Below are 24,162 nucleotides of genomic sequence, written 5' to 3' on the forward strand. Positions count from 1 at the left end.
CCATGAAACCGTTCTTTTTTCGCGCTACCGTATTGAGTCTGACCCTGCTGGCGTCGGCCTGTAGCATCGACAAAACGCCGTACAACGGCCTGCCCGAAGACGCCATCCTGCAAAACGCACAGGGCCTGCGAGCCGCCACGGATGGCAACTACGCGTTCATCAAAGACGCCGACTACACCCGGAATCTGTTTATTATGAACGAGTATCCGGGCGACAACATCACGCTGAGCGGCACCACCACCGACCCACTCTTTCTGACCTATACCTACCGCCATACCACCGATCAGGGCAATACGCTGGCGATCTACCGAAAAGGCTATCAGGCCATTATCGGCTGCAACAAGGTCATCAGCGCCATTCAGGAAGGCAGCTCGAAAGAGCTGGATCAGTTGCTGGGCGAAAACCTGTTTATACGGGCGATGGTCCACTTCGATCTGGTCCGGTTGTTTGGCCGCCCGTATACGCAAAGCCCCGAAACGAATCTGGGCATCCCGATCAAGACCGATACCAAAGCCGACGATAACGCCAGCCGGGCCACGGTGAAAGAGGTGTACGCCTTCGTTGTCAGCGAGCTACAGCGGTCGGCCAAGCTGATGACCACGGTGCGCACCAACAGCTACGCCAGTCCGGCAGCGGCCAATGCCCTGCTCTCGCGGGTATATCTGTACATGAACGACAACGCCAACGCCATTACCTACGCCAATCTGGTCATTGCCGACGGTCGCTATACGCTCGCCACCCCGACGCAGGTGGGCGATTTTTACACGATCGACAACGAGCAGAACCGGGAAATCATCTACGCCATCAAGCACACGCTGAAAGACGATCGCACCTGGAGTTCACTGGGGTCGATGTATTACACCTCGCCGGGGGGCGTGGGCTATGGCGAGGTCTACGCGTCGCAGGCCTATCAGGACCTCGTCAACACGTTCACGAACGATAAGCGCCGGTCGTTCCTGGTCCGAAAACTAACCTCGACGGGTGCCCAGGAGCGCCGGAACAACATCGATAAGGTATACATCACCAAGTTCTCGAATCAGGGCGGTTTGCCTACCTTGAGTTCACCCGTCGTGCTGCGGCTGGCGGAAGTATACCTCAACCGGGCCGAAGCGTACGCCAAAACCGGCGAAGCCACCAAAGCCATCGCCGACGTCAACCTGATCCGGCAGCGGGCCGGCCTGACAGGCTCCGAACTGTATGCTACTTCCGACCTGAAAGGACTACCGTCGGTACTCGACGTCGTACTCCAGGAACGGCGAATCGAGCTGGCCTTTGAAGGGCACCGCCCGTACGACCTGTTCCGCAACAACCGGAGTCTGGTGCGGAATTATCCGGGTTTCCACAACACGACCGATGGTCAGCAAACCGTCCCCGCCACCGACAAGCAGGTCGTTCACCTGATCCCCGAATCGGAGATCGTGCTGAATAAGAACCTACAGCAGAATCCGTTGTGATGGTTAGCATGGTTGATGACTTGTAGTGGTGTCAGGTCCCCGACCTGACACCACTACAAGTCATCAACCATGCTTCGCCCGGAAACGTGTCAGGTCCCCGACCTGACACCACTGCACACTAAATTAAATCACTTCGTGCAGGCGGGGAAGGTGTATGCGACATACTCGACCGCCCCTATCCGTCAACCAACTCACTCCTAAACGTTCGTTCACAATCCCATGACCCTACTCAACTGGCTGTGTTTATTCAGCGTAAGTCTGCTTGCCTGCCGATCGGCATCCGCACCACCGCAGGAACCGATTCGGCACGGGGCCAACGCGGTCCGTATACCGGTCGGTGGCAATAGCTGGATAACAACGTCGTCGCAGGGGCCCGCAACAGCCGCAATCACGAAAGAAGGGGTAAAAAACTGGACCGCTCAGGCCGACACGCTCACCACCTACGTTCGGCTGGCCAAGCCGGGTACGCTGACGCTGTCGGCCATGCTGCGCGTGCCCACCGGCACAAGCCGACTGCGCATACTCGTCGCCAGTCAGGCCAAAGACGTGACGGTTTCAGGAGCTACACCGGCAGATCAGCCTTTGGGTCAATGGTCGATTGCGCAGGCGGGTTACGTGGCCATCCGCATCGTGGGTGTCAGCAAAACCGGTTCTACCTACGCAGAAATCACGGATATCGGTATTCGTGGTGAACCCGTCGACGACAGCGCGGCCTTTGTCCGCTCCGACGAAGGTAACTTTTTCTACTGGGGTCGGCGGGGGCCGTCGGTTCATCTGCGCTACCCCATCCCGGAAGGCGTCGAGGCCGAGTGGTTTTACAATGAAATTACGGTTCCCCGAGGCAGCGACGTCATCGGCTCGTATTACATGGCCAACGGCTTCGGCGAAGGCTATTTCGGGATGCAGGTCAACTCCGCGACGGAGCGCCGGGTGCTGTTTTCTGTCTGGAGCCCTTATCAGACCGACGACCCATCCAGCATTCCCGCCGAGCAGCGCATTCGGCTTGACCGGAAAGGGGCCAACGTAACAACCAACGACTTCGGCAATGAGGGGTCGGGCGGACAGAGTTACCTGCGCTACAACTGGGTGGCCGGACAAACCTATCAGTTTTTGCTGCGCGGTCATCCCGTAGCGGATGGCTATACGGCTTACACCGCTTATTTCAAGGCCGCCAACGAATCCAGCTGGCAATTGATCGCCAGTTTTCGGCGACCCAAAACGACGACTTATTTAAAGTCGCTGTACTCGTTTCTGGAAAACTTCATCCCGGAAACGGGTAACCGGACGCGGGAAGTCAACTTTTCGAATCAATGGATACGCGCGACGGATGGTACCTGGCACGAACTGACCAACGCCCAGTTTACAGCCGATAATACGGCCCGAAAAGGGTATCGGATGGATTATGCCGGTGGGTCCGACGGACAGCGGTTTTTCCTGCGCAACTGCGGCTTTTTCAGCGCGTATACGCTCATCGGCACATCCTTCTCCCGATCCCACCAGCCGAAAGCGCCGGCTATCGATATCAACGCGTTGCCTTAACCTGAGCCAACCAACGGGCTCACTCTCGACAGTATGACAAACCACAGAATTACGGCGTCCACCCCCGGTCGAATCTGCCTGTTCGGCGAACATCAGGACTACCTGGGCTTGCCCGTCATTGCCGCAGCGATCTCCTGTCGCATTCAGCTGACGGCCGGGCGTAGCAGTCGCCCACTTATCAACCTCAACCTGCCCGACATAAATAGCCGGGAGCAGTTTAGCCTGAGAAGTCAGCCCCTTGCCTACGCCCGCGACCGCGACTATTTCCGCAGCGCCGTTAACGTACTGCTGCGGAACGGATTCCGGTTTAGCAACGGTATCGACGGGGAGGTTCGGGGTACGATTCCCATCAATGCGGGTACGTCCAGCTCGTCGGCGCTGCTGGTTTCCTGGCTCAACATACTCAGCCAACTGGCCGACAATCCGCAGCCTTTACCGGCCATGCGGCTGGCCGAACTGGCTTATCAGGCAGAGGTGCTGGAGTTTGGCGAGCCCGGCGGTATGATGGATCATTACTCCACGGCCGTTGGTGGCGTCATTTATCTGGAGTCACAACCCGCGATCCGGCTGGAAACCTACCATCCGCCCCTCGGCACGTTCGTACTTGGCAACTCGCGGGAACCCAAAGACACCATCGGCATCCTGGGCCGGGTAAAACACGGTATGCTGCGACTGGCCAGTCAGCTGACAGCGCAGGACCCGGCCTTTTCGCTCCACACGACCCCGGCTGAGCACAGTTCGTCGTATAAAAACCAGCTCACCAGCGACGAATACGTCCTGCTACAGGGCACACTGGCCAACCGGGACATTCTCCGCCGGGCGCTGACGATGCTTCGTTCCGCCGACCCGGCCTCCTTCGACAATGCGGCATTTGGGCAGTTGCTGACCGATCATCACCGGTACCTGCGCGACGCTCAGCGGATTTCCACGCCCAAGATCGACCGGATGCTCGACGCAGCTTTAGGAGCGGGGGCACTGGGGGGCAAAATCAACGGTTCCGGTGGCGGTGGCTGCATGTTTGCCTACGCCCCCAACAAGGCTGAACAGGTTGCCGAAGCCATCGAACGCGCTGGTGGGCAGGCCTACATCGTCTCCGTCGACACCGGAACCACGCTCCGGGCGCATACCCCGCCCCTGCGCGAACCGATGTATTAACTGCTGAACTCTAGTCAGTTGAGCAGTTGCCTAGTCACGATTTACAACAAACATAGACTTACAGAAGCGTTGCCCGATGATAACTGTGCTACTCCGGCTACGTTCCAAAGGAAAGCCATTTAGTAATGCATGGCGGTGTTGAATCGAGTAGGTTGCGCCACAACCACTGCGCTACGTAGTCATCGTGAAGCGTTCGTAGATAGTTGTTATGATCACCTCTTTCACACCGGTCCGTGTATAGACACGTCGTTTGTTACGCAACCGCAACCGATCTTTTTCTTCAACAAAAACTGACTCAGGTTTAACCCACCGAATCTTGCTGGCTTTGTCATTGGCGGTTACCAGGATCTGGCTTAGATCAGGCGTGAATGAGAACGAATAAGGCACTCCCTGTTGCGCATAATGCACGGATCGAGTTGCATTATAACTCAGTGTATCGAACCCGTTCCATTGCTGATCAAGCCCAGTATAGCTATTGACGTATTGTTCAGGCCAGAACTGCGTAAATAGAAATACCGAACGGTCAGTGTATTTAACGCGCAACTCTAAAAAGGCGTCATAGTTAGTCAATTCCACAATCTCCTTGAGCAAATTAGTCGACGAGGCCCCGTCAAAATTAATGTCAAGTGGTTCACTACTGGTTGAGCTGACTACTCGGTATTTACCATGGAAGCGTTGATAAAGCGCTTCCACGTCCTCTTGAGGATTGACTGCTGGCTTGTTGTTACATCCAATAAGGCCCAGGCTTACCACTAATCCTAAAGTGAAGAAAGTTTTCATACGTTGTTTTTTAGTCTAATTTATTCATTTATCCAATCAATTGAGCTTGATCTATTCTATGTAGTCGCTATGTATCATTAAAAGCTCTTCTCACTGCCGGGTTATCCTCATGGTGCGCAAAAAAATGCACCCCGACACCGGGCATAGGGTATCCCGGCTTACAAGCGTTAGCGCGTTACCCGGTACTGCTCCTTCGAACCGATGGGTATACATACGTGGTACCCCGTCACAGGTTGCATTGGTCGTTTGGTTCAGACGGACGGTGTTATCCGTTATGATGCCAGTCAACCGATCAGTTGATTTATTCTGACCATGCGTTCGCGTGATTGTGGCTGTAACGGCACTGCTGGTTACCGTAAACGTGGCTGTAGTGCTGGGCGTTGTTCCCACCCAACGGCAAGGACCGATTTGCTGGGTTTAGTAGTCTCCAGTCCAATTTCCGCTCAAATCATTGTTCATAATCGGAGCCGGATCAGATTTACAGCTTGCCAGACTGCACCAGAGTAAGCCGACGCGTAGTAGCGTAGCGTGGTTCATAGGATTAGTTGATTATGGTGTGGTAATGAACGATAAGCATCCTTTTCAGGCCGGCATCACAGATTCCACCAGTACGTCCATTTGATGACCAGCGCCCGGTTCTTCACCGACAGGAAGCCCGGCACGTCCTGCCCAAACTGCGCCGAGCCCGCCAGGTAGTTGTCGGTGTACACGATGAACAGGTCGGAAGCGGGTTTGTAGCGCCACTGTAGCCGGGCGTTGACGTTCATGTTCTGCTGCTGCTCGTTGTACTGCACGAAGGTGGTGGCATACAGGGTGTTACTCAGCGTCAGGTCGAAGCGCGGCCCCACCAGCCAGAACGTGGTACGTCCCCAGGGCTGCGGCAGATTGATCGCGTTGTAGCTGGCACTAACCGCCAGACTCACGTACGGCTGAAAGCGGTACCCTGCATCAGCGGTTACGTTTAGTCGGGTACCGTTGGCATAGTACCCGCCGTAGCGCGTTGCCAGCCCGTAGGTAAACAACCGCTGGGGTTGCGAATCGAAGTCGGTGCCCCAGGCCGTCCAGCGGTGTTCGGTCCCCGTCGCCAGCGTCGGTCGGCCGGAGTTGGTTGGGTCGAAGGGTTGCAGCAGCCGGACGTAATCGGTGGCCGCCCAGGCGGTGAAAACGCTTTTAGAGCGAAACGTCACCGTATACGATAGCACACTTTCGTTATCGCTTTGCCGCCCGGCCGGGTCGAAGAAGTAGGTACTGTTGGCCGTTGGCCCGTGACTCAGCACCGACCCACCGACGGGTAAAAAGGTGTAGCCCAGTGTACCGATTCCGCGTTCATACCCCCGCCTTGGCACGTAGCCCGCTTCGGCCGTGTAGTTCTGACCGACCGCTTCCAGTTGCGCCCCGATCAGCCATCGCCGGCTGAAGTATTGCAGGTTAGCGGCATACACGGCATTATCGCCCTGCGTCGACGCAGCGGTGGTGCTGCCGGGTGTGGGCGGTGCGTTGAAGGAGCGGATATACAGGGCTTTCCCCGACCACAGGTTATTGGCCGACGCCAGGTTGTACTCGATACCCAGATTGCGGTTGTACTGACTATACACGGGAACCCCGGACGGCGTCCCACCGGAACCGGGTTGCACGGTGGGTTCCTGGTAGCCGATCGATTCTTTGTTGACAAACAGCATACCTATGTTGGAGCGGGCAAATACACGCCGTTGCAGGGCCAGTACCGCAAAATTCTGGACGGGTAAGCCCGTTTCGGGTACCGCGCCGGTCTGCATGTCCAGCACGCCCAGCCGCCAGTCTTTATTGAGTTTTCCGCTCAGTCGCGCGCCAAACCGAATCGGTACGCCACCCAGCCCGATACGCCGACTGAAAAACGGCCGGATGGTTGAATAACCGAAGTTGGCAAACTGATCGCCGTTCTCCAGAAAAAACTGCCGCCGTTCGGGGAAAAATAGTTCGTACCGATCCAGATTCGTCACCTGCTGATCGACGTCGACCTGCGAAAAATCCGGGTTTACCGTCAGGTCCAGGTTCAGCGATGAGGTCAGCGCTACTTTCGCGTCAAGCCCGGCGCTGAAGCGGCTGCTGGTCGGTGCCGTCGTCTGGTAATCGTGGGCCATACCACCCAGCACATACGGAATCAGCGAGATATTCGGGCCGGGCTGCGGTGGCGGCTGATCCCAGACCAGCGTACCGGTCAGGGCCAGCGATGCCGTCGGAAACTGGCGTTGAATGGGCGTCCACGACGACTTCTCCGTTGTCTTCAGATCGAGCCGGCTGAAGTTGATTCCCCAGCGGGAGATACCTTTTTTGTAGCGCAGCGTTTTGAACGGAATCGCCAGCTCGACCACGTAGCGATCGGGGTAGTTACGCACGACCGATGTCCACTTGTTGTCCCAGCTCAGGTTGGCTTTACCGCCTTCGTAGAGCAGCCCGTCCCACTGCGCCCCGGCCGCATTGACCCCAAACGTGAACCCGTTGGTCTGATCGTCGAAGGTGTCGATGAAGAAGATAAAATTGTCGTTTTTACCGAACGACCAGTCGCGCCGTAACGACTCAACAATGTACGGGACAGCCGAAGCCGCGTTCGGTACGGTACCCAGTAGGCAAACCGCACTCAGGTAGACGGCCTGATCGTCGTAGGTCATCCGCACCTCCGTCCGCACATTCGCCCGACTGGTATCGGCCGGCAACACCATCCAGAAATTGGTCGCTACGTCAGCCGTCTGCCAGACGGGTTCATCGAGTGTTCCATCAACGACAACCGGCGACGTAGCCCGGCTGATACGGAGCTGGTAGCCTTCATTCTTTTTCTGGGCCATGCCCACTGACTGCCCGATCAGCAGCCAGATTACCACCACACGCAGGTAAACGTTCACCAAACAAGTCCGACTAGATACAGCCGGAAAAGCCTGTTTTTGCCCGTAGCTACTACTGTGCGAACACGTGTTTTTACCTGGCAACTAACTTACCCTAGCTATCAACTAGATAACGACAATATCGGGCCTCATCCGTGGCCATCCCCTAATTGATACATTCTGGTATAAACTGGCAACAAACCAAGCCTGACGAATACGCGACACCCACTGTCTCTACGGTCTGCACAGCGACGATTACCCCTTATCCGGCTTAAGCGGCCATGTTAACCTTTTCATTATTTTGTGTTTATTTTGCACCTCGTCAAGTACAACTACGTACTAAACCCATATCCATGGCTGATTATCTGACCAACGATCCTGACTTATGGAACGCCTTCCGGCGGGGCAATGAGCAGGCGTTTGCGCAGATATACCGGCATTACGTCAAGGTGCTGTACCGCTACGGGCTGAAGATCACCCCCGATACGGCGCTCATCGAAGACTGCATACAGGATTTATTTATCGAACTATGGGATAGCCGGGCCCGGCTGAGCGAGACGGATTCGATCAAGTTTTACCTGTTCCGGGTGATGCGTCGAAAGATGTACAAGCGCCTTACGCAGCAATCTGCCACGCCATACGCGTCGCTGGACGTAGCCGATGCGCTCACGGTCGATTCGTTTGAAAGCATTTTGATCCACGATCAGGAAGCGGCTACTTATAAAGATCGGCTTCACCAGGCTCTGACCCTGTTGCCGGTTCGTCAGCGGGAAGCGATCAACCTGCGTTTTTTCCACGGCTTCAGCTACGAACAGGTAGCTGACATTATGGACATCAACCTGCAATCGGTCCATAATACCATTCAGAAAGCCATGAAATTGTTGCGCGCCCACCTGGCTACCTTCGTGCTGCTTGCGCTGACGAGTCTTTTTTAACTTTTTCAATAAAAACTTTCGTTTTGTGGGGTAGTGAATGACAAATAGGCGCATTAGCTAGGTGACGGGCTTACCCAGTTGACCGAATCAATGAACTATTTATCCTTCGAGCCGGAAGATTTTGCCGCCGACGCCTTCTTTATCCGCTGGGTCCGTGAGCCCGACGAGGAAACGGAGACGTACTGGCAGGACTGGCTACAGACGTACCCCTACAAGGTGCAGGATGTAGCCCTGGCTCGCCAGCTTGTTCTGCTACTGGCGACGGATACCGATGCGGACCCGAGCGAGTCGGCCATCCGGACGATGTGGCAGCGCATTCAGGATCGTAAGCAAAGCGATCCGGTTATCATCGAGCACCCCGCCCGGCGATCCTGGTTCTTGGGTATCAGCCGGGTTGCCGCCGTCGTCGCCCTGCTGGTACTGGCCGCCGGCGGGTTTTATGGCTGGCAACGGCGCATGGTAACGTACGAAACGGCGTACGGCGAATCCCAGCGTATCAAACTCCCCGATGGCTCGTTCGTTGATCTAAACGCGCATTCGATCCTGACGATGCGTGCCAACTGGCCAGACGGGGCTAGCCGGGAAGTGTGGCTCGACGGGGAAGCGTTTTTTACTGTTTCCAAGAAACAGCAACAGGGTAGACCCATCAAGTTCACTGTTCACACAAGCGATCTCGACATTAACGTAAAAGGGACGCAGTTCGACGTAAGCACCCGGAAGCAACAAACCAAAGTTGTGCTGAGCGAAGGCAGTATCCAACTGCGCCTGAACGAACGATCGGGCAACCAATCGCTCCAGATGAAACCCGGTGACGCCGTCGTTTTTTCGAAAGAAAAGCAACGACTGGCCGTCGATCATCTGGCCAATCCGCAAGCCAGTCATTCGTGGATCAGCAGCCGCTGGACGCTGGACGATACCAGTTTGGGGGAAGTAGCCACCATGATTGAGGAAACGTACGGTGTACCAGTCTCGTTTGCAGACGATGCACTGATGAAGCTAACGGTAACGGGTATAATCCCGACCAACAGTCTACCCGATTTACTGAATACGCTGGAAAGCATCCTGTTCATTAAAATCGATCGGCAATCCAATCGGCTGATCGTCCGCGCCATGCCTTAACGATAGCATCCCCCAATATATATACCCCTTAATCAAGTAACATGAAAAAGACTTACTTCTTCATGGGTGGCTTGTTGTGCCTGGTCACAACGCTGACTCCTGAACCCTGCCTGTCGCAAACACTGGCTATGGCCCGGATTCAGCAAGCAACACCCCCTACGTCCCGCAGCGACTACCGAACGGTGTATCAGATTCTGAAAGAACTGGAAACGAAGCATTCCATCTTCTTCATGTTTCACAACGACAAGATCAAAACCATGCAGATTCGCTTTCAGCCGTTACCGGCTGAGAGCATCCAAAAAACGCTGGACCGGGTACTGAAAGCCAACGGTCTCAATTACAAGCAACACGGAAACATCTTCGCCATTTTCCCGACGAACGAGAGCGGCAAAAGCATTCGGCAGTTCAAACAGAAAGTAACGGCTATTCCGGCCGGTGACCTTGATCAAACGGGTAGTACCGCCACTGACCCGATCTCGGCTTCACTCCCGATTGCGACTGGCCAACAGCAGGCCGATATTACCATAACAGGGGTGGTGAAAAGTGAAACCGGAGAAGGCTTGCCGGGCGTTAGCGTCGTCATTAAGAACACGACCCGGGGAGCGACAACCGACGCCGATGGAAAATACAGCCTGGCCGTTCCCGAAGGCGCAGCGACGACACTGGTTTTTTCGTTTGTCGGCTATCTGAGTCAGGAGGTAACAGTGGGCAACCGGCGCTCTGTCGATATTCAGCTCGTTCCCGACCAGAAATCGCTGGAGGAAGTGGTTGTCGTTGGCTTCGGCACGCAGAAGAAAGTAAACCTGACCGGCTCCGTATCAACCGTTTCGGCCAAAGAAATTGAAAACCGGCCCATTACGCAGGCATCGCAGGCCCTGGCGGGTCTGGTGACCGGCGTGGTCGTATCGCAGGGACTTGGTCAACCGGGTAACGATGCTGCTGCGATTACGATCCGGGGTATCGGGTCGTACGGTGCGGGGGGCGGGCCGTTGATTCTGGTCGATGGGCTGGCTACGTCGATCAACGACGTTGACCCCAACAACATCAAAAGCGTTTCGGTGCTGAAAGATGCGGCCTCGGCGTCGATCTACGGAAGCCGGGCCGCCAATGGCGTCATCCTGATCGAAACAAAGCGGGGCCAAAGTGGCAAACTCCAGGTCACGTACAACGGATACGTCGGCTGGCAACGACCAACCGCACTGCCTGATTTTGTCGAATCCTGGGAATATGCGCAACTACGAAACGAGGCCAACGCCAACGTCGGGCTTGCGCCATCGTATACAGATGCGGAAATCGAGAAGTTTCGGAACCAGTCTGACCCGGACAACTACCCCAATGTACCCCATTTCAGGAATCTGATGAATTCGGGTAATGGGTTGCAGACGTCGCATTCGCTCAACTTTTCGGGCGGCACCGAACGGAACCGCTACCTACTATCGACAAGCTACCTGTCGCAAAACGGAATCGTGGCGAAGAACGGCTATTCCCGCTACAACTTCCTGCTGAACAACGATAGTCAGCTCAGCGACAAGATCATGCTTAAAGTTAGTCTGCAAGGCTATACGTCCGAAAATCACTCCCCGCAGCAGTACGACAGTGGCATGAACAGCATGATCAACTTCGCCGTGCGGCAGGGACCAATCTACGCAGGCCGAAAGTCGGACGGAACATACGGATATCAGGACAACTACAGCCCGGAAGCCTGGCTGTCCAGCACCTCGTTTTACAAAGGCACGAACAAGTATTTTCTGGGTAGTGGCGAGCTGAGCTGGACAATTCTGCCGGGCCTGGTCCTGAGCGGGAAAGCGGGCTACAACTACTGGGGCTATTACAACAAAAGCTACGCGTCCGATTTTCGGTTCGACGCCAATAAATACGTCGGTCCCAATATGCTAACGGTAACCTCAGGGCAAGGCTCGCTGGTTACGCTTCAGTCGCTGCTGACGTACGCGAAGTCGATCGGTCAGCATTCGTTCAATACGCTGGTCGGGGTGTCGCAGGAGGAAAACGTGGATTCGTACATTTCAGGCTTCCGCAAAGATTTCCCAACCTCGCTATTGTACGAATTAAACGCCGGATCAGCCACCGGCATGAGCGCTTCCGGGTCATCGTCTTCCTGGGGCATACGATCGGTATTTGGCCGGATTAACTACGCGTTCGGCGAACGGTATCTGCTGGAAGCCAACATCCGTGCCGACGGTACGTCCCGTTTTCCGGCGCGGGGCCGCTGGGGGTACTTCCCTTCCTTTTCGGCCGGCTGGCGTCTTTCAGAGGAGGACTTCCTGCGTCAGGTCACCTGGCTGGATAACTTAAAGGTACGGGCCTCCTGGGGAATCCTGGGGAATCAGAACGTCGGGACGTACCCCTACCAAAACCTGGTGAGCCTGGGGCAGAATTATACCTTTGGCGGCACGCTGGCTACCGGCGCAGCCACGACCCGACTCAGCAATGCGGACATCACCTGGGAACAAACCGCCATCACCGACATCGGTCTTGATGTGAGTTTGTGGAAAGGCAAATTGAGCGCCGTCCTCGACGTATTCGACAAGAAAACCTCCGGTGTCCTGTACAACATAGCGACGTCAGCCACCCTGGGCCTGGGTACGTCGGCGGTGAACATCGGTAGTGTCCGCAATACCGGTTTTGAAGCCCAGGTGACGTATCAGACCAAAACAGGCGGGGTCAACTGGAGCGTGTCGCCTAACTTCTCGTACATTAAAAACCGCGTGACTGAGCTGGCCAACGGCTTACAACAAAACATCAACAGCGGACTGTTTGTGGGGCAGCCCATCGGGGTCATCTACGGCTATACGGCCGATGGCCTGTTTACCACTACCGACGAAATTCGGCAGTATCCCACTCAGCCCTATGCTGCGCAGCCGGGTTTTGTCCGCTATAAGGACATCAGCGGCCCCAATGGCGTCCCCGACGGCAAAGTCGATGCGACCTACGACCGGCAGGTTATCGGCAACACTGTTCCGAAATTCACGTTCGGTGCGAACCTGACCGCCCGCTACAAAGGCTTCGACTTCATGGCACTGGTGCAGGGGCTGGCCGGCTACCAGAAACAGATCGGTTCGTACTCAGCCTTTGCCTTCTACAACGGCGGGCAGATTCAGCGCTGGCAGGTCGAAAATCGCTGGACAGCCAGCAATCCCGACCCTAACGCACAGTATCCGAAGCTGACGAGTCTGCAGATGGGCAGCGGCACCATCCAGACGTCGACTTACTGGAACCGCGACGCCAGTTTTGCCCGGCTCAAAAACCTGCAGATTGGCTATACCGTGCCCGCAGACGTTCTCCAGAAGTGGAAAATCAACCGGTTGAGAGTCTATTTCAGTGGCCAGAACCTGTTCTCGATCAACAGTTTTTATCGGGGCTGGGATCCGGAGATGTCAAACAGTACCGGCGACGGTAGCCAGTTCTACCCAATTACAAAAGTCTACACGTTTGGCCTCAACCTCACGCTTTAATACCAGGCAATTCATTCTTATTCAGGATCTGATCTCATGAAAAATAGCGTATCTCTTTTTGCAAAACGGGCGGCTAAGGCAACTCTCGTTTTGCTTCTTACGTCGACGCTACCGAGCTGTAGTGATGAACTCTTCGACAAACAGCCCCTCGATGCCGTTTCCGATGCGACCTTCTGGAAAACCGAAAAAGATGCCTCGCTGGCGCTGGTGGGTTGTTACGATTTTGGCTCCTACTGGGCAACGGGCGATTTCTTCGGTGGCATGTCCATGATTTATCTGGACATGATGGCGGGCTACGGCTCCGAGAAAGAGCTGATTCCCGACGTCGTTACCAATGGCACGCTGAATTCAGCTTATTGGCTGACCTCCGCCTTCTGGGGGAATTCCTACCGAACCATTGCGCGCTGCAACAATTTTCTCACCCAGATCAACACCATCAACATCAGCGAAAGCAACAAGGCGGTGATGATTGCCGAGGTGAAAACGATTCGGGCTTATCTGTACATGAACCTGGCGCTGTATTACGGCGACGTGCCCATGCCGACCAAGGTACTAACCATACCGGAGGCCAATACCATCAAACGCAGCCCCAAAGCAGATGTCTGGGCGTTCGCTGAAAACGATCTGAAAAGCAGTTTCGCGAATCTTCCGGCTACACGTCCAACGTCCGAACGGGGTCGGATTACGGCAGGTGCTGCACTGGCTATTCTGGGTCGGCTGCAAATGGCGCAGAAAAAATGGAGCGACGCAGCCGCGACCTACAAACGAATCATGGACAGTAATGTCTACACGATCGATCAGAACGGGTTTGCGCAGTTATTCCGGCAAACCGGTGAAAATAGCCGCGAGGTGGTTTTCGCCCACGAATACCTGGAGGATTTTGTCGGCACGGTTATGCTGCAATACCTCTACCCCGAGACTTACGGCGGGTGGCACCAGTTTTCGCCTTACAACGAGTTGGTACAAGCCTACGAATGCACGGATGGAAAAACGGTTGACGAGTCGCCCCTCTACAATGCGAACGATCCGTATGCAAACCGCGACCCCCGACTCGATTATACGATCATGATTCCGGGACGGACGTCGTTCAAAGGCGTTCGCTATGAAGCCAGCCCGACCTCTACGTCACCCGACCGCATTACCCGCTACAACTGGAGCGGCTACTGCATCAACAAGTTTATGGACCCCACATTCTCGGGGAGTCTGATGAACTACGGTGGTAACTTCCCGTTGATTCGCTATCCTGAAGTATTGCTGAGCTACCTCGAATCGAAATTAGAAGCAGGCGACGCCATCGATCAGGCGCTGCTGGACGCGACTATCAATCAGGTACGCGGCCGTACGTCGGTAGCGATGCCCGCCGTGAAAACCACCGACGCTGCCAGTCTGCGGACGATTCTACGCCGGGAGCGAAAGGTAGAGTTCGCATTCGAAGGGTTGCACTATTACGACATTCAGCGCTGGGGCACGGCTGCGACCGAACTGAACCGGCAGTTTACGGGTATGAAGCTGACAAACTCCCCGGCTACGTACAAGGACTTTCCGGTGGATAGTCAGGGCTTTTACATCTATCAGAAACGGAATTTCGTTGCCGGCAGAAATGAGTTGTGGCCCGTTCCGCAGTCGGAAATCGACATCAATCCCGGCCTGACGCAAAACAAAGGATACTAGCTCGTCAACCGAGTAGTCGTAAGCCAGCAGACTTGCCCCCTTCCGGGTGTCCGTCTGCTGGCTTACATATGCATACAGTCGTTAGTCTCGTTAGCAGGTAACAGAACGATTATCATCTAAACCCACTCAATCTGTGGAAAGAAGAACCTTGCTCAAGCAATTGGGCCTTACGATTTCCGGCCTTAGCCTGGCTGGTCGCTCACAGGCCGCTCCTTTTTTTGCGCCATCGGCCACCGACGAGAAAATACAGAAAGGCAAGTTTGAACCCACCTGGGAGTCCCTGCAAACCTATCAGGTACCCGACTGGTACCGCAACGCCAAATTCGGCATCTGGGCGCACTGGGGTCCGCAGTGTCAGCCTGAGGCTGGAGACTGGTATGCCCGGGGTATGTACGAAGAAGGCAGCCGTCAGTACAAAATTCACCAGGAGAAATACGGCCATCCATCCAAATTTGGCTTCAAGGATGTGATCAACGAGTGGAAAGCGGATCAGTGGAACCCGGACGAACTGGTGAGCTTGTATAAAGGCGTGGGTGCCAAGTACTTTTTCGCCATGGCCAACCACCACGACAACCTGGATCTCTATAACAGTAAATACCAGAAAAACTGGAATTCAACCAAGGTAGGGCCGAAGAAAGACATTATCGGGGGGTGGGCCAAAGCCGCCAAGAAGCAGGGGTTGCCCTTCGGCGTCAGCGTTCACGCGGCCCACGCCTGGCGGTGGTTCGAAACGGCGCAACGCAGCGACAAGAACGGTCCGTTGGCCGGTGTACCCTATGATGGCAACCTGACCAAAGCCGACGGGAAAGGGCTGTGGTGGGAAGGACTCGATCCGCAGGAATTATACGCCCAACGGCATCCGCTCAGCCAGAACAGCGCCGATAACGGATCAATTCACGGGCAATGGCACTGGGGAAATGGTGTGTATCCACCCACCAAAGCGTACATGGAAAACTTCGTCAACCGAACCATCGACCTGATCAATCAGTATGACCCGGATCTGATCTACTTCGACGACTCGCAGCTTCCTTTCTGGCCGATCAGCGACGCAGGCATACGCATTGCCGCGCACCACTACAACCATAGCATCAAAAAACACGGGGAGCTACGCGCTATCCTGAATGGCAAGATCCTGGACGAAAACCAGCGCAAGGCGATGGTCTGGGACATCGAACGCGGGCAGGCCAACGACGTATTGCCCTTCGTGTGGCAGTCGGACACCTGCATCGGCGACTGGCATTACAACCGGGCAGTATACGATCGAAAGGGCTACAAAACGCCCCAGATGGTTGTGCAGACGCTGGTCGACGTGGTCAGCAAAAACGGCAATTACCTGCTAAACATCCCCGTACGAGGCAACGGATCGATCGACGAGCAGGAGCGCGCAATTGTCGAGAGCATTGGCCGCTGGATGAATGCCAACAGCGAAAGCATTTACGACACCCGCCCCTGGACCGTATACGGCGAAGGCCCCTCGACCGAAAATCAGGCAAAGTTAACCGGACAGGGCTTCAACGAGGGTAAGACGAAGTTCACCGCAGCCGACATTCGCTTCAACACAAAAGGCGATGTATTATACGCTACGGTGATGAATGCACCCACCGATGGGAAAACAACGATCAAATCGTTGGCCCAGGGAAGCGCCAACTATTCAAGGACAGTCAACAAAGTGGAGTGGCTCAGTCAGAAGCAGTCCCTCCCCTTCGAGCGGACGGCGGCAGGGCTAGTCGTGCAATTCCCACCAAACCGACCGGCCGACTCCTTTGTCGACGTACTGAAAATCGTCTAGTAAATCAGAACGGGTTTGCCGGACACTGTCTCTACTTGTTGCCTGGCAAACCCGTTCCCACAAAGCAGTTTGTTTTACCAAACACAGCCAAACAATACAATTAGCTAAAAACAACAAAAGGCGCCGATAATCAGCGCCTTTATTGTTTTCCCTTGTACCGGGAGCCGGACTCGAACCGGCATGTCCTTGCAGACAATGGTGTTTGAGACCATCGCGTCTACCGATTCCGCCATCCCGGCGCAAAATCAGTCCAGAATTGCCCTACGGGCCGTTCTGAACGCGAACGTGGGTGCAAACGTAGGCAAAAAAGGGTAAAAGCGAAAACCCGGACGCAGAAAAAGAAAAAATCTTTATTCATACCGCAGTGCTTCGATCGGATCAAGGCGCGATGCCCGCACGGCGGGGTACAGACCGGCAAACAAACCGACGCTGACGCACACCACCAGCCCAAGCCCCATCCAAAGCCAGGGCACCACGAAACTCCCCTTCCCCTGACTCATCAGCAGCGCAATCAGATTACCCACGGTCAGCCCCAGGATAACCCCGCCGATACCACCCAGCAGACAGATTACGATGGCCTCGATCAGAAACTGCTCGCGGATACGCTTCGGCGTGGCCCCCAGCGACTTGCGGATGCCAATTTCACGGGTGCGCTCCGTTACCGAGACAAGCATGATGTTGAGCAGGGCAATCGATGCGCCCAGCAGGGTGATGAAACCAATCCCAAAGCCACCGATACGCAGGTAGCCGGTGATGTTATCGGTTTCGCGGGCCAGTTCATCCGCCCGCTCGATCTCGAACGAGTCGGGTTGCCCGAGCGGGTCGTGCCGCACCTGCCGCATCACCCCGCGCGCTTCGCCAATGGCTTCGTCCTGGTCGGCGGCATTCGGTACCGATGCGGTGATGTCGAACGCCATTTTAGCGGCTCCGGCCACAGCGCGGGCATTGTCGAGGGGAATCAAAATGATCCGGTTATCACTTCCGCCGGTGAACCCGCCCTTTTCGTCGATGACGCCAACAATTTTGTATTGCACGCCCGACACCCGGATAACCTGATTGAGTGGGTTCATTTTACCTTGAAACAAGGTTTTCGCTACCTCGCTACCGATCACGGCCACATTGAGCGCATACGTCAGGTCGTTTGTATTCAGGTTACGGCCAGTGCTTAGGTTGTATCCTTTCACGGCCAGATACGCATCATCGCCCCCCATCAACTGCATGTTTGGATTACTTTTCTTAGACCCAAACTTGACCTGTGCCGCATCCGTAACGAGGCTCGACACGGCAATTGTCGCGCCGAGCGGAAACCGTTGTTTGAACGCGTTCGCTTCCGCGTATGAGATTGGCTTATCCTGCTTCCGGATACGGCCGCTACGCCGGGATACCTCTTGCCGCGCTATAATACTAAACGTGTTGGCACCCAGCCCGGCAAAACTGTCATCGACTGACTGTTGTAATCCGTCGATGGCCGTCAGGATACCGACCAGCGACGTGATGCCGATAGCGATGATTAGAGCCGTCAGCACCGTGCGCAGCCGGTTCCCGGCAATGGAGCGTAAGCCCTCGCGGATGTTCTCGATAAGGTTCATGCGTATTGCAGACACGGTCCTCAGACCAACCCGACGACGATCGTGTCGATTACAAAGCTAGCACAGATGACCGGGGTTGGTGCTGCTGCTGGCACACTGTATGGCCGGTGGTGGATAGATCGGATAAACGGCCGAGGGAGTCGACGGTGTTGCAGGCGACGAATCGATCGTACACCTCAAAATTACGTCGATTATGCCAGGTATTTCTGTTGAACAGTCCACGCAGGCCTGGATCGTCACGCCCTTCCTGGCATAAGTTTCGGTTTTCAGTTTACGGATTCGCTTCGCTGCTTACTGGCGGCAGGTTGCAATCGTAAACCGAAGACTGTATACCGAAAACTGCTTTATGACCGATAAAAAATAGCCAGCCAGATCGTGTCCATGTCGGGGTGCGTCCACGAAACGCGGTGCCGGACATGAGCCGGGATGTTGATGTACATACCCGCCGTCAGGTGAACCGGCCCGGCCTGTCCCTCCAATTGCAACCGGGCTTCTCCCTGCACGACCATCACCCATTCGGCTTCATCCTGATCGTACCAGAACTCGTCGGGCGACGCATGCCCCCGCGATACAATCCGCTCGACGCGAAACGATTGTCCGGCGAACAGATCGTCAACCAGTTCGTCGGGCAGTGTAGCCGGAATCGACGCCAGTAAATTACCGCTGCTTATCATCAGGCTATGGTTTTCCAATTAGCAGGTTATACGCGACGTAAGGCATGATATTGACGTGCTTGCCGTTGACCCGATATTCGCCGATATTGACATAGCCGAGCAGCCCCAGATCAAAGGCATGCCGGGGACGATCGATGCGCAGAGCCGCCGATAGGGCCGTCCTCCAGTAGCTGTCCGGACGAAACCCGATACTCCCCAGCCGGATCTGATTATCACTGAGTAAGGTCAGTCCGCGCGACAGTTTCTGTACCATACCGATTGTGAGAAACTCCTGGTTGGGAATACTATAGGTGTTGTAAGACGGTGCAGCCGACGAGTACGGATCGTAGTAGTAGGTGTACTGAATCTGAGCGCGGGTTCCTACGAACGTATATCCCAGCGTTACGTTATTCTGCGAACTACCCAATGTCAACAGGCCGCGAAACGTACCTTCCCCCCGTCCCTGCGAAAAGCCGTAGGGTTGCCGGTACGAAGCTATCACGGCCAGATGCACGTTCTGGTCCAGTGTCGCGTTCAGCCGGGTGTTGATACTGGTGTTGTTCTGCACGTAAACAGCTCCACCAGTAACGTATTGAGGACCCACCAGTAGGTATGGAATCGGCGAAACGAAGTTGGCACCCACACTCCAGAACTTAGTAATACCATACGTAAACTCGTTCAGTAATAGCCATGTGTTTCGGTAGTAAAAGCGGCCCTTCTCCGGATTATAAGCCGTTTGTCCGGTTAGCATCCAGGTGGGAAAGCGGTTTCGGTATTTGTTGACCGGGACGGCTGTCAGCGTCGATACCGAGTCGGCTTTAAGCAGCAGTTCGGGCTCGAAATAAGTCAGTTTCCCATTGCGCTTGCGAACCGTAATCATCGTGCTGTCGCGCTTCACAAATGTCCCTTCGACCTGCGTACCGTCGCGAAAAACAAACACCTGATAGCTACCATTGGCGGGTTCGGCACTCCGCATTTCTTCCGGCTGTTTGTCGCTGACGCTGACGACCTGGTCGGCTTCCACAAAACTCATATCCCCGCCCCGCCGACGGACGCTGATGATCGAACTGTCCTGCCGCAGAATACGGCCTTTCAGCACGGTGCCGTCGCGCATCAGTAGAAACGACTCCCGGCGCTGCGTATCCTGTGGCGTGATGGTAAACGATTGCGCTGCGCCAACATAGACACTCAGCATGAGCAGACAGAAAAGAACTGTTTTCATGGTTGACGGTGTTAGAAACAGATCGTAAAGTAGTTTTTTCATCATGCAGGTTCTAACGCAGCGGCAATTATTTTTCGAACACGTAGCACAGACCTCCGATTTCCCGCTGGCGTTGGAAATCGACCGGGCCGAAGGCGTTTATATTTATTCGACGGCGGGTCCCGACGGGCAGCAACGGCGGTATATGGACCTGATTTCCGGCATCGGCGTCAGCAACGTTGGCCACCGCCACCCGCAGGTACTGGCGGCTATTCAGACCCAGCTCGATAAATACCTGCATCTGATGGTGTACGGCGAATACGTCCAGACGCCCCAGACGCAGCTGGCCCACGCCATTGCCGGAACACTGCCGCATCCGCTCAGCACCGTATATTTTACCAATTCCGGTACCGAAGCGGTTGAAGGGGCGATGAAGCTGGCGAAACGGTACACCGGCCGCTCCGAACTGGTTAGCTGCGTGAATGCCTACCACGGCGCGACACAGGGTGCGCTTTCTCTCTCGGGCGACGAACACTTCAAACGTAGCTTTCGCCCGCTGTTGCCCGCCACCCGCCACATTCGGTTCAACAACTGGGACGACCTCAGCCAGATTACAACGGCCACGGCCGGGGTCGTGATGGAAGTAGTCGGGGGCGAAGCGGGCGTACGCGTGCCTGACCCAGCTTATTTGCAGGCTGTGCGGACCCGGTGTACGGAAGTCGGAGCGCTGCTGATCTTCGACGAAATTCAAACGGGTTTCGGCCGGACCGGCACGTTCTGGGCTTTTCAGGGGGCCGGTCTGGATGGACTCGACGTGATACCCGACATACTGCTGTGCGCCAAAGGCATGGGTGGCGGAATGCCGATTGGTGCCTTTATCAGTTCGGCCGACATCATGCGCGTACTGCGCACAAACCCAATTCTGGGTCATATCACTACGTTTGGCGGTCACCCGGTATCCTGCGCGGCTTCGCTGGCGACGTTGCGCGTCATTCAACAGGAAAGGCTGTACGAGCAGGCCGAAGCCAAAGGGCAGTTATTCCGACAATTGCTGGTTCACCCGGCGATCCGCGCCATCCGGGGTAAAGGGCTGATGCTAGCGGTCGAATTCGATTCGTTCGACGTACTGAAACCCATCATCGACCGGGCCATCGAACTCGGCGTCATCACCGACTGGTTTCTATTCTGCGACAACTCAATGCGCATCGCCCCCCCGCTTATCATCACCGACGAGCAAATCCGCGACGCCTGCGCCGTGATTTTACAGGCGATTGGGGAAGTAACAAGTGCATAAAAGCACTCACGCGATCGCTCGCGTCTGGGTAAGGTTGAGCGGAGATTCGCAGTATCCGTAATAAGAATTATCGAAGTTACACTTGGCATGACGTTCGTACTCGTCGGCCGAGTCGTACACGCGGACCCGGTCTATGTATCTACGCTGTTCAGTAGTCAATCGAGCAAACAGTACATCTATAATCGTATCAGATTTATCAGTACAATCGGACGAATTAGGTACAGAAGGCGAACTGACACCCAGAATATACGAGTGCTCGATCATGCCAGGATATGCAGGTGCTAATCCAAACCTGTCTACGACAAGCCCGTTCTGGCGTTCCTCTTTAAAGGCTTTATCTAGCGTGTCGAGTAGTGCTTGAATATCCATTGCATTACATGTTCGGATGCATTTATAAAACTAATCACCGTTTGCTTACTACAGGATAATGGCTCATAACGACGCTGCTCACTCCATTCTGCTACTTTCGACCAGTCTTTAAAGAGACTTTCGTCAGTATCTTTCTCTTTTTGTAAGTCTGTAAATAAAACGGCAAAAACCAATAGGGTTGGTAAATGGTGTGTCTGCAACGCTCGCGTAACTTCCGACATACCCGGTCCGCCAACAAATACCTCCACGCCCAATCGCTTACAAATAAGTGCTTTCAGCGCAAACTCGACGGCGTAGCCAGCAATGTAATAAGCCCCCTGGTTGTAGCCATTCCGGTATAATAGCTTCGCTTCGTTCAAACGATCTTCAGCTAATGTCTTGAGTTGTTCGCCTTTAATCAAACTGAATGGTGTGCTAGTTAACGACCAAAACAAGCGAAAGATTTGTCAGTCAGCAAGTATGTCTGTCATCCTGATATAAGCTTTCTTACGGAAACAGCACGGTAAGCGTGCCGACGAGGAGGGCGAGACCGAACAGGATCAGCAGGCCGATTAGAAAGGGGCGACCGGGGCCACCAGCGTTGGGCGATTTGGAAACAGGCATAAGCAGAATTATTAGGGGCGGCTGGCGGCTGCCGGGCCGAATTTAGTACCAAAGAAATCACCAGTGTTCCAGACCGGACGAGCGTCGGCCTGGGCGGTGAGATAACCAATCAGAAACTGGAGTTGTGCATGGCGTCCGGCGGCTGTCCAGTCGAAGGGCTGGTTCATGTCGTCCTGTGGTGTATGATAAATCGTAGCCCGCCACGCGAGGTTCAGTTTCGTACCATCGCGATCATCACCGGTAGTCGAGCCGCTTTTAATGTAAATAGCCGGAACACCCTGCCGCACAAAACTAAAATGGTCAGAGCGCATAAACACCGCCTGCTCGGGGATCGGGTCAGGCGCAATCTTGACGCCGACAAAGCGCGCAGCCGTGTTTACCGACCGGCCCATACTCGAATGCTGAGCCCCGTAGGGTACGATGTCGAGCAGCGGGTGGAAGAAAAACGGCATGTCGAGCGTCAGGTTAGCGATGATCCTGTCTTTCGGCACGGTCGGGTTGGTCGCGAAATAATCGGAGCCGAGCAGGCCCATCTCCTCCCCCGTCACCCCCACGAACAGAATCGACCGGCGCGGGGCCGTGGGCAGCGACGCCAGCAAGCGGGCGGTTTCGAGATTGATCGCCGTTCCCGACGCGTTGTCGTGTGCGCCGTTGAAAATGGAGTCGCCTTTTACCGGCTGACCAACCCCCAGGTGATCGAGGTGGGATACGTAAACGACGTATTCGTTTTTCAGCGCGGGGTCAGAGCCGGGCAATACCGCGACTACGTTTTCCCCAATCAGCCCGTCGTTTTGTTCGGTTTCCGTATGGGCGTTAACCGACAGCGGCAGCGGAACCGGCGTAATGGCTCCTTTGCGGGTCTGCGTGATTGCATCCAGAAAGGGCACTGACGCGCCATCGAACAGCAGTCGGGCGGTCGAATCGCTCAGTGACCCAACGACGCGCAGTTCCGGGAACGTACGCTGCGCTTTCCCCCTGGCGTCGGTCCAACGATACGTTGCCTGCCGGGCGCGGGGCGAAGCGGCCATGATGCGCGACCCAACGTCCGATGGTAGGCTAAACGTCAGCAAGCCAACAGCGCCGTGCGTTGCCGCCAGTTCTGCCTTGGCCGACCCAAAATAGGCCCGTTCGTTCGAAGGGAAGCTGGCCGGTGCGCCGTTGACACACACGACAATCTTACCCCGTACGTCCACGCCCTTGTAATCGTCGTGTCCCAGTTCAGGCGCTTCGATGCCGTAGCCCATAAACACCAGTGGTGCCGACACATCGCTTGTTTCGTTACCAAAATTGGGGCTTAGTATATACTGCTTGCCGTAGGTCATGGGCAGTTCCCGCCCGTTTCGCACGAAGGTCAGTCGGCTGCGGTCTTCACGGACCTGCGCCCGGCGTAACGGCACGGCCTGCCGGTACGTACCTTTCTCGCCCGCCGGTTTAAAGCCGAAGCCTTTCAGTTGCTGCTCTACGTATCGGGCCGCCATCGCATAGCCTTCCGAGCCAGGTTTCCGTCCTTTCAGCTTGTCGTCGGACAGGTAGCGCATGTGCATTTCGATATTCCTGGGCTGTACCGACCGGGCTGTTTTCTGGATAGCGACGGGTAAACTATCGGTGGCTGTCTGCGCCTGTAGCTGACTGATGGACAGCGCAGTAATAAGAAGCAAAATGGATGGTTTGCGCACGTTG

The 24,162-nt window shown here is 55.4% G+C and carries 16 protein-coding genes and 1 tRNA gene; 9 read left to right on the top strand and 8 right to left on the bottom strand.

All coding sequences use genetic code 11. The features are described from left to right. The first annotated feature begins 2 nt into the window (after positions 1-2). The 3 genes from CLV58_RS05170 (at position 3) to CLV58_RS05180 (ending at position 4,148) form a co-directional block, all read left to right on the top strand. The gene (locus tag CLV58_RS05170) at positions 3-1,454 is read left to right on the top strand and encodes a RagB/SusD family nutrient uptake outer membrane protein (RefSeq protein WP_106136701.1); all 1,452 of its coding nucleotides are present in this window, start codon (positions 3-5) and stop codon (positions 1,452-1,454) included. Between the two features lie 219 nt (positions 1,455-1,673). Next, on the top strand, positions 1,674-2,993 hold the full coding sequence (locus CLV58_RS05175; RefSeq protein WP_106136702.1) for a DUF3472 domain-containing protein: 1,320 nt from the start codon (positions 1,674-1,676) through the stop codon (positions 2,991-2,993). Between the two features lie 33 nt (positions 2,994-3,026). Further along, the gene (locus tag CLV58_RS05180; RefSeq protein WP_106136703.1) at positions 3,027-4,148 is read left to right on the top strand and encodes a GHMP family kinase ATP-binding protein; all 1,122 of its coding nucleotides are present in this window, start codon (positions 3,027-3,029) and stop codon (positions 4,146-4,148) included. A 171-nt stretch (positions 4,149-4,319) separates the two neighbouring features. Here CLV58_RS05180 and CLV58_RS05185 read toward each other — a convergent pair whose 3' ends face one another. Further along, positions 4,320-4,928, bottom strand: a complete 609-nt coding sequence (locus CLV58_RS05185; protein WP_106136704.1) for a hypothetical protein — start codon at positions 4,926-4,928, stop codon at positions 4,320-4,322. Between the two features lie 593 nt (positions 4,929-5,521). Then, entirely contained in the window at positions 5,522-7,750 is a 2,229-nt protein-coding gene (locus tag CLV58_RS05190) for a carbohydrate binding family 9 domain-containing protein (protein WP_106136747.1), read from the bottom strand. Positions 7,751-8,139: 389 nt separating this feature from the next. Between CLV58_RS05190 and CLV58_RS05195 the strand changes: the two genes are divergently transcribed. From CLV58_RS05195 to CLV58_RS05215, 5 genes are all read left to right on the top strand, one after another. Continuing rightward, the gene (locus CLV58_RS05195) at positions 8,140-8,721 is read left to right on the top strand and encodes an RNA polymerase sigma factor (RefSeq protein WP_170108647.1); all 582 of its coding nucleotides are present in this window, start codon (positions 8,140-8,142) and stop codon (positions 8,719-8,721) included. 90 nt (positions 8,722-8,811) lie between these two features. Then, positions 8,812-9,840, top strand: a complete 1,029-nt coding sequence (locus CLV58_RS05200; protein WP_106136706.1) for a FecR family protein — start codon at positions 8,812-8,814, stop codon at positions 9,838-9,840. Between the two features lie 41 nt (positions 9,841-9,881). After that, positions 9,882-13,313, top strand: coding sequence for a SusC/RagA family TonB-linked outer membrane protein (locus CLV58_RS05205; protein WP_211300816.1), 3,432 nt, complete (start codon positions 9,882-9,884; stop codon positions 13,311-13,313). Between the two features lie 90 nt (positions 13,314-13,403). Then, positions 13,404-14,984 carry a RagB/SusD family nutrient uptake outer membrane protein gene (locus tag CLV58_RS05210; RefSeq protein WP_211300817.1) on the top strand — a complete coding sequence of 527 codons (1,581 nt, stop codon included), beginning with the start codon at positions 13,404-13,406 and terminating at the stop codon, positions 14,982-14,984. A 133-nt stretch (positions 14,985-15,117) separates the two neighbouring features. Beyond that, positions 15,118-16,773: an alpha-L-fucosidase gene (locus tag CLV58_RS05215; RefSeq protein WP_106136708.1), complete on the top strand. Its 1,656-nt coding sequence runs from the start codon at positions 15,118-15,120 to the stop codon at positions 16,771-16,773. 155 nt (positions 16,774-16,928) lie between these two features. Here the strand turns inward: CLV58_RS05215 and CLV58_RS05220 are convergent. The 4 genes from CLV58_RS05220 to CLV58_RS05235 form a co-directional block, all read right to left on the bottom strand. Then, positions 16,929-17,012, bottom strand: a tRNA-Leu gene (locus tag CLV58_RS05220). 111 nt (positions 17,013-17,123) lie between these two features. Next, a complete protein-coding gene (locus CLV58_RS05225; protein ID WP_106136709.1) occupies positions 17,124-18,362 on the bottom strand; it encodes an ABC transporter permease in 1,239 nt (412 codons plus the stop codon). A gap of 344 nt (positions 18,363-18,706) precedes the next feature. Continuing rightward, positions 18,707-19,036: a cupin domain-containing protein gene (locus tag CLV58_RS05230; protein WP_106136710.1), complete on the bottom strand. Its 330-nt coding sequence runs from the start codon at positions 19,034-19,036 to the stop codon at positions 18,707-18,709. 4 nt (positions 19,037-19,040) lie between these two features. Further along, positions 19,041-20,237 (bottom strand): hypothetical protein, encoded by a 1,197-nt coding sequence (locus CLV58_RS05235; protein WP_106136749.1) that lies wholly within the window; start codon positions 20,235-20,237, stop codon positions 19,041-19,043. Positions 20,238-20,280: 43 nt separating this feature from the next. Here CLV58_RS05235 and CLV58_RS05240 point away from each other — a divergent pair, with 43 nt between their 5' ends. After that, positions 20,281-21,510, top strand: a complete 1,230-nt coding sequence (locus CLV58_RS05240) for an aspartate aminotransferase family protein (protein WP_106136711.1) — start codon at positions 20,281-20,283, stop codon at positions 21,508-21,510. A 338-nt stretch (positions 21,511-21,848) separates the two neighbouring features. On the opposite strand, the gene CLV58_RS05250 is transcribed toward CLV58_RS05240, so the two are convergent. After that, positions 21,849-22,280, bottom strand: coding sequence for a HEPN domain-containing protein (locus tag CLV58_RS05250; protein ID WP_170108648.1), 432 nt, complete (start codon positions 22,278-22,280; stop codon positions 21,849-21,851). Between the two features lie 213 nt (positions 22,281-22,493). After that, positions 22,494-24,140: a M28 family metallopeptidase gene (locus CLV58_RS05255; RefSeq protein WP_425443495.1), complete on the bottom strand. Its 1,647-nt coding sequence runs from the start codon at positions 24,138-24,140 to the stop codon at positions 22,494-22,496. Between the last annotated feature and the right edge of the window lie 22 nt (positions 24,141-24,162).

Source organism: Spirosoma oryzae (assembly GCF_003002825.1).
GTDB lineage: Bacteria > Bacteroidota > Bacteroidia > Cytophagales > Spirosomataceae > Spirosoma > Spirosoma oryzae.

What these genes read in the sequence shown, in the direction of transcription:
- CLV58_RS05200 (WP_106136706.1), top strand. Translation starts at nt 8,812, where the DNA reads ATGAACTATTTATCCTTCGAGCCGGAAGATTTTGCCGCCGACGCCTTC.
- CLV58_RS05205 (WP_211300816.1), top strand. Translation starts at nt 9,882, where the DNA reads ATGAAAAAGACTTACTTCTTCATGGGTGGCTTGTTGTGCCTGGTCACA.
- CLV58_RS05185 (WP_106136704.1), bottom strand. Translation starts at nt 4,928, where the DNA reads ATGAAAACTTTCTTCACTTTAGGATTAGTGGTAAGCCTGGGCCTTATT.
- CLV58_RS05230 (WP_106136710.1), bottom strand. Translation starts at nt 19,036, where the DNA reads ATGATAAGCAGCGGTAATTTACTGGCGTCGATTCCGGCTACACTGCCC.
- CLV58_RS05225 (WP_106136709.1), bottom strand. Translation starts at nt 18,362, where the DNA reads ATGAACCTTATCGAGAACATCCGCGAGGGCTTACGCTCCATTGCCGGG.
- CLV58_RS05190 (WP_106136747.1), bottom strand. Translation starts at nt 7,750, where the DNA reads ATGGCCCAGAAAAAGAATGAAGGCTACCAGCTCCGTATCAGCCGGGCT.
- CLV58_RS05175 (WP_106136702.1), top strand. Translation starts at nt 1,674, where the DNA reads ATGACCCTACTCAACTGGCTGTGTTTATTCAGCGTAAGTCTGCTTGCC.
- CLV58_RS05170 (WP_106136701.1), top strand. Translation starts at nt 3, where the DNA reads ATGAAACCGTTCTTTTTTCGCGCTACCGTATTGAGTCTGACCCTGCTG.
- CLV58_RS05180 (WP_106136703.1), top strand. Translation starts at nt 3,027, where the DNA reads ATGACAAACCACAGAATTACGGCGTCCACCCCCGGTCGAATCTGCCTG.
- CLV58_RS05195 (WP_170108647.1), top strand. Translation starts at nt 8,140, where the DNA reads ATGGCTGATTATCTGACCAACGATCCTGACTTATGGAACGCCTTCCGG.
- CLV58_RS05240 (WP_106136711.1), top strand. Translation starts at nt 20,281, where the DNA reads ATGCAGGTTCTAACGCAGCGGCAATTATTTTTCGAACACGTAGCACAG.
- CLV58_RS05235 (WP_106136749.1), bottom strand. Translation starts at nt 20,237, where the DNA reads ATGAAAACAGTTCTTTTCTGTCTGCTCATGCTGAGTGTCTATGTTGGC.